The following is a 5,042-nucleotide window of genomic DNA, read 5'->3' as shown; positions in this document are numbered from 1 at the left end:
GGACGCCCTTGGCGGGATGGACGAAGAAGGCATCGGCCTTGCCGTCGGCGGTGGCGATGACGACGTTGGCTTCGGTGAGCGAATTGCCTGCGGCGGCGGTGGCGACGGCACCGGCCCACAGCGCAGTGGCGCCGCTGGTGAGCGCGAAGCTGCGGCGGGTGAGGCCGAGCGTGGCAAGCGCGGCATCTTCGGCGGCAACGGTCCGATCATCGCACATCGTGGGGGCCTTTGTTTCAGGGTTCAGTCGGCGGCGTAGTTCAGTTCGAGCTTCACCTGGTCGGGATCGGTGATGAAGATCTGGCGCAGGCTGCCGAACTGGCGGTCGTTGACGCGATGCTCAATGCCGAGCGCGGTGAGATGGTCGAGCATCGCGGCGAAGCCCGAGCATTGCAGCGCGACGTGATCGATGGCGCCGGTGGGGGTGATGTCGCCGGCCTGGTTGGCCTGGTGCAGCGCGGCATCGTAGCCCTGGATGTGCATGATCGGATAGCCGGTCTCGTCCTGCATCCAGGCGCCGCGGCGTCCCATTTTTTCGAGCACCGAATTGGGATCGCGAACCAGGCCGAGCACCTTGCCGTAGAATTCAACGGTGGCTTCGAGGTTGGAGGCGACGATGTTGACGTGATCGAGCCCGGTAACGGCCATGGTGACTACTCCCTTTGCGGGAGACGATGAACCGGACGCGGGAGGAAGGGAAGCGCGAATGCGTGGCAGGCAAGCACGAAAAGGCCGCGCTTCCCGGGGGAGCGCGGCCTGTTTCATTTAGTATCGCAGGCTTAGAAGTGAACCTTCATCCGCACGCCGTACATGCGCGGCGCGCCATAAAGAGCATTTTCGAAGCCGATCGAGCTCGTCGACTGGCCGATCGCGGTGCGATAGGCCTTGTTGCCGAGATTGGTGACATAGAACGCGGCATCGATCGGCGAACCAACGATGTTGTTCCAGTTCATGTTGAGGTTGACGAGCGCGTAGTGCGGCAACAGGCCGTAATTCGGCAGTCCGTTCATCAGCAGGATCGTCTTCAGGCCGGTCGTGTAGAACTCCTTCGACTGGTAGGTGTACGTCGCGCCAACCGAGAGGTCGCCGTACTTCTTGTCGATCGGCAGCGTGTAGGTGCCGGTCAACGTGAGCTTGTGCTTCGGCGAGTAGGCCAGCGGGTCGCCCACCGCGCCGTTCGGAATAATCAGTTGGAACGGGCTGTTCGGATCAAGCGTCGGGGCAACCAGCGCCTCGATCTTGGTGTGCAGGAAGGTGTAGCCGAAGTCGAAGCGCAGGCTGTCGAAGAAGGTCAGCGAGCTGTCCCACTCGAAGCCGTAGATCTTCGACTTGCCGGCGTTGATGATGGCTGCGCCGCCGGCGATGCCGCTGGACGGCTTGGCGACAAGGCCGCCGAAGATCTGCTGGTTGGTGAAGTTGTTGTAGAACGCGGCGACGTTGACGTAGCCGTGCACCGCACCGCGCACCGACAGCTTGGCACCCAGTTCGAACGAGTCGAGCTTCTCCGGTTGCCAGGTTTCAAGACCCGGGTTGGTGAAGTTCAGGCCGCCTTGGCGATAACCGCGCGCATACTTAGCATAGGTCATCAGGTCGGGGGTCGGCTTGTATTCGACATTGACCAGCCAGGTCGGCTTACTCGACTTGGGCGTGTCGATCGACTGGCCCGCGCCGATGCCGGCCGTGAACGTCTCGCCGGTGTAGACGTGGCACTGTGACAGGCTGGTGAGCGCGGCACCGTTGGTAGCGCGCGGGTCGTTGCAGGCGTTGAGCGCGATATAGCCGGTCGGCGAGGACGCACTCGGAATAAGGGTCAGGCGATAGCCGTCCGAGAAGCCGGTGATCTTGTCGAACGTGTAGCGCGCGCCCAGCGTGAGCGAGAGCTTGTCAGTAGCCTTGTAGGTGCCCTGCGCGAAGATGCCCTTGTTGTTGAAGGTGATCTGGGTGCGCGAGGCGGAGATGACGCCGAAGCCGATCGGCTGGTTGCAGACCAGGTTTTCGGTGTCCGAGCAGTAGCCGTAAATGCTGGTCTGGCCGGCAGAAAAGCCTAGCGGCTTGCTGCTTTCGAGGTAGCCGCCGACCACCCAGTCAAGCTTCTCCGAATGACCCTGTAGCTGGAGTTCCTCGGTCAGCGTCGACTGGTTCGAGTTGGCGAGGCCCGGTGCAACGTCGAGCAGGATGTACTGGATCGGCGCGCCCGGATGGATGCCGCGCGAGACCAGCGACTGCGTAATCGCGTTGTTGGGAACGAAGAAGTTCTCGCTGTTCAGGCTGAAGCTGGTGCGCTCGGTGAACTGGCCATAGCTCATGATATTCTTGACCGTCAGGTTGTCGCTGGCCTGCCAGGTGGTGGTGTTGATCGCCTGCCACTGCTTGAGCTTCAGATACGGATCGGGGTTGTTCACCTCGACATCCCACGGACCGTCGCCGCGCGCGGCCTGCCGATTGATCTGATTACACGCCGCGTTCGACATCACGTAGAACTGCAGGCTGGCCAGCGATGACGAATAGCCGGGAGGCACGCTCGCGGGGCTGGACGCAGGCAGGCACCCGAGCAAGCGGGCGGCATAGCCGTAGGTATGCGAGTTCGAGTAGTGGAAAATCGTGTAATTCTCGAGATCGGGGGTCAGGTTACCGACAATGCTCGCCCGATAGTACTCGTAGTTGACGTCATTGAATGCTGGGGCACCGACGCCGGAGTGGTTGATCATGTAGCCGTCGCGCTTGTTGCGGTCCATCGCGAAGCGCACCTTGAACGTATCGGCCAGCGGAATGTTGATCGCGGCCTGGATCTCACGCTGGTTGTAATTGCCGATGTTGCCTTCGACATAGCCCTCGAACTTGCCGGTGGGCTTCTTGGGCACCAGCAGCACTGAACCACCGGTGGTGTTACGGCCGAACAGGGTGCCCTGCGGGCCCTTCAGCACCTGGACATTCTGCAGATCGGTGAACGAGCCGGCGCCGACCGAGTTGCCCGAGCTGGTGCCGCCCTGGGCGCGCGGGCCAACCACGTCGGCGAAATAAACGCCGACGGTGGGCGCAGTGGACTGGTCCTGGTTGAAGCCGCGGATGGCGAAGGTGGCCTTTTCCGGGCCGTACCGCGAGTTGACCGAGAGCGAAGGCGTGTAGTTGGCAAGGTCGGTCGCAACCGCGATGTTGCGGTTGGCGAGCTGCTCACCGTTGAACACGGAGATCGACACCGGCACGTCTTGCAGGCGCTGTTCGACGCGCTGGGCGGTAACGATGATATCGCCGCTGGCGCGGGCTTCGGCATCCGTGTTCGCTTGCGCGAAAGCCGGACTGGTCGCGCCGGCTAGTGCCAACGCCAGCGCGCCGGCTGAAACCTGGTAGTTCAATTTCATGTCAGTCCTCCCACGTAAAACCCTGTATTTCGGCGTGCGTGCGCCGAAACGAGATGATCCGCGAGGCGACCGCCGTTCATTCCACGCGCGAATGCCGGCTCAGCCCATCGGGTCTGGCGGGATTTCGGGCGTCGATCGGAACACGCGGCAATCTCTCCCCCTAATGTTTTATGACGGGACTGGACCGGTTCATGCCGGCATGTTCTTCCCCGTCTGCAACACCTTGGTTTAAGCGACAATTGTGATACGTCAATCCGCCGGGGAACGTCGGTTCAAACCAAATCTGCCCACCGTGCGAAAAGTGCAACACCGGCCCATTTCGCAACAGGATGCAGACATGATTGACGCCCCTTCGACTTCATCATAATCTGTGAAAATAAATTCTCAATAGCGAATTTTTGGGAGGGTGTTCTGGAACACGCAGGGTTTGTCGACGGGCGACTGATCGCCGGAGAAGGCGCGGTCTTCGAGGTGGAGAACCCATCGGACGAAAGCGTCGTGGCCCGGGTGCGGGGGCTGAGCCTGGCGCAAGTGCAGGCCGCGATCGCCTCGTCGCGGCGGGCGTTCGACGCAAGCGACTGGAGCACGCGGCCGCGTGGCGCGCGGGTGGCGGCGGTACGGCGGTTCGCCGCCGAGCTGGAGGTACGGTCCGACCGGTTCCGCGAACTGGCGGTGCTGGAGGCCGGGTGCCCGCTGTCGTCGGGGGTGATGGGCGCGCAAGTCGCGACGCCGATCCGGCATGCCTTCGATTGTTGCGACCTCTACATGCAGCTTCCCGAGATCGAGGAAAATCCGCTGCCGATGCACGAGCGGATCGGCATGATGGGCAGCCCGGTGCAGTCGATCCGGCGGTGGATACCCTATGGCGTGTGCACCGCGATCGCGGCCTACAACGTGCCGCTGTTCACCGCGCTGTGGAAAGTGGTGCCGGCGCTGCTGACCGGCAATGCGGTGATCCTGCGACCCAATCCGCTGACGCCGATGTCGGCGATGGTGATGGCCGAGGCGGCGATCGCGGCCGAATTGCCGCCGGGGGTGTTCAACGTCGTGGTCGAGGCCGGGCTCGAAGGCGCGCTGGCGCTGACCACCGATGCCGCGATCGACATGGTCTCGTTCACCGGCAGTTGCGCGGTGGGTGCTTCGGTGGCGGCGCAGGCGGCGCCGACGCTGAAGCGGCTGGTGCTGGAGCTGGGCGGCAAATCGGCGCAGATCTTCCTGCCCGATGCGGTGGACAAGGCGGCGTTCCACTGCCGCATCGTCACCACCAGCCACGGCGGCCAGGGTTGCGCGCTGGGCACGCGGATCTTCGTGCCCGAGGAAGCCAAGGCCGAGGTGCTGGCCCAGGCGAAGGCGCTGCTGGAGGCGGTGAAGATCGGCCCGGCCAACGACCCGGCGAGCGACCTCGGGCCGGTGGTGAATGCGGCGGCGGTGGCGCGGTGCGAGCGGTTCGTGGGCGAGGCGGTGGCACATGGCGGCAAGGTGGTCACCGGCGGCAAGCGCCCCGCGCACCTGCCCAAGGGGCATTACTTCGAACCGACGCTGCTCGACCTGCCCGACAACGCCAACCCCGCGGCGCAGGAGGAGATCTTCGGCCCGGTGGTCGGCGTGATCGGCTATCGCGACCTTGATCATGCGATTGCCATGGCCAACGATTCGAAGTTCGGGCTTTCGGGCTATGTCCACGGC

Annotated in this window: 3 protein-coding genes and 1 pseudogene; 1 reads left to right on the top strand and 3 read right to left on the bottom strand. The window is 63.6% G+C overall.

The genetic code is table 11. The features are described 5' to 3' along the window. The 3 genes and pseudogenes from AC1P6P_RS12315 to AC1P6P_RS12305 all read right to left on the bottom strand — a co-directional run. Nucleotides 1-217 (bottom strand): annotated as a pseudogene (locus AC1P6P_RS12315) (dienelactone hydrolase family protein); the annotation flags it as partial. Between the two features lie 23 nt (nucleotides 218-240). Then, a complete protein-coding gene (locus AC1P6P_RS12310; RefSeq protein ID WP_481402735.1) occupies nucleotides 241-645 on the bottom strand; it encodes a VOC family protein in 405 nt (134 codons plus the stop codon). A gap of 131 nt (nucleotides 646-776) precedes the next feature. Then, nucleotides 777-3,356 carry a TonB-dependent receptor gene (locus AC1P6P_RS12305; protein ID WP_481402734.1) on the bottom strand — a complete coding sequence of 860 codons (2,580 nt, stop codon included), beginning with the start codon at nucleotides 3,354-3,356 and terminating at the stop codon, nucleotides 777-779. Nucleotides 3,357-3,716: 360 nt separating this feature from the next. Here AC1P6P_RS12305 and AC1P6P_RS12300 point away from each other — a divergent pair. After that, the coding region (locus tag AC1P6P_RS12300; protein ID WP_481402736.1) for an aldehyde dehydrogenase family protein at nucleotides 3,717-5,042 on the top strand (1,326 nt) is incomplete at its 3' end.

It is taken from the genome of Rhizomicrobium sp., assembly GCF_056722145.1.
The sequence above is the reverse complement of the archived record's forward strand: the minus strand, read 5'-3'. Positions and strand labels throughout refer to the sequence as shown.

Excerpts from the sequence above, each read along its gene's own strand:
- AC1P6P_RS12310 (WP_481402735.1), bottom strand. The coding sequence starts at position 645 with ATGGCCGTTACCGGGCTCGATCACGTCAACATCGTCGCCTCCAACCTC.
- AC1P6P_RS12305 (WP_481402734.1), bottom strand. The coding sequence starts at position 3,356 with ATGAAATTGAACTACCAGGTTTCAGCCGGCGCGCTGGCGTTGGCACTA.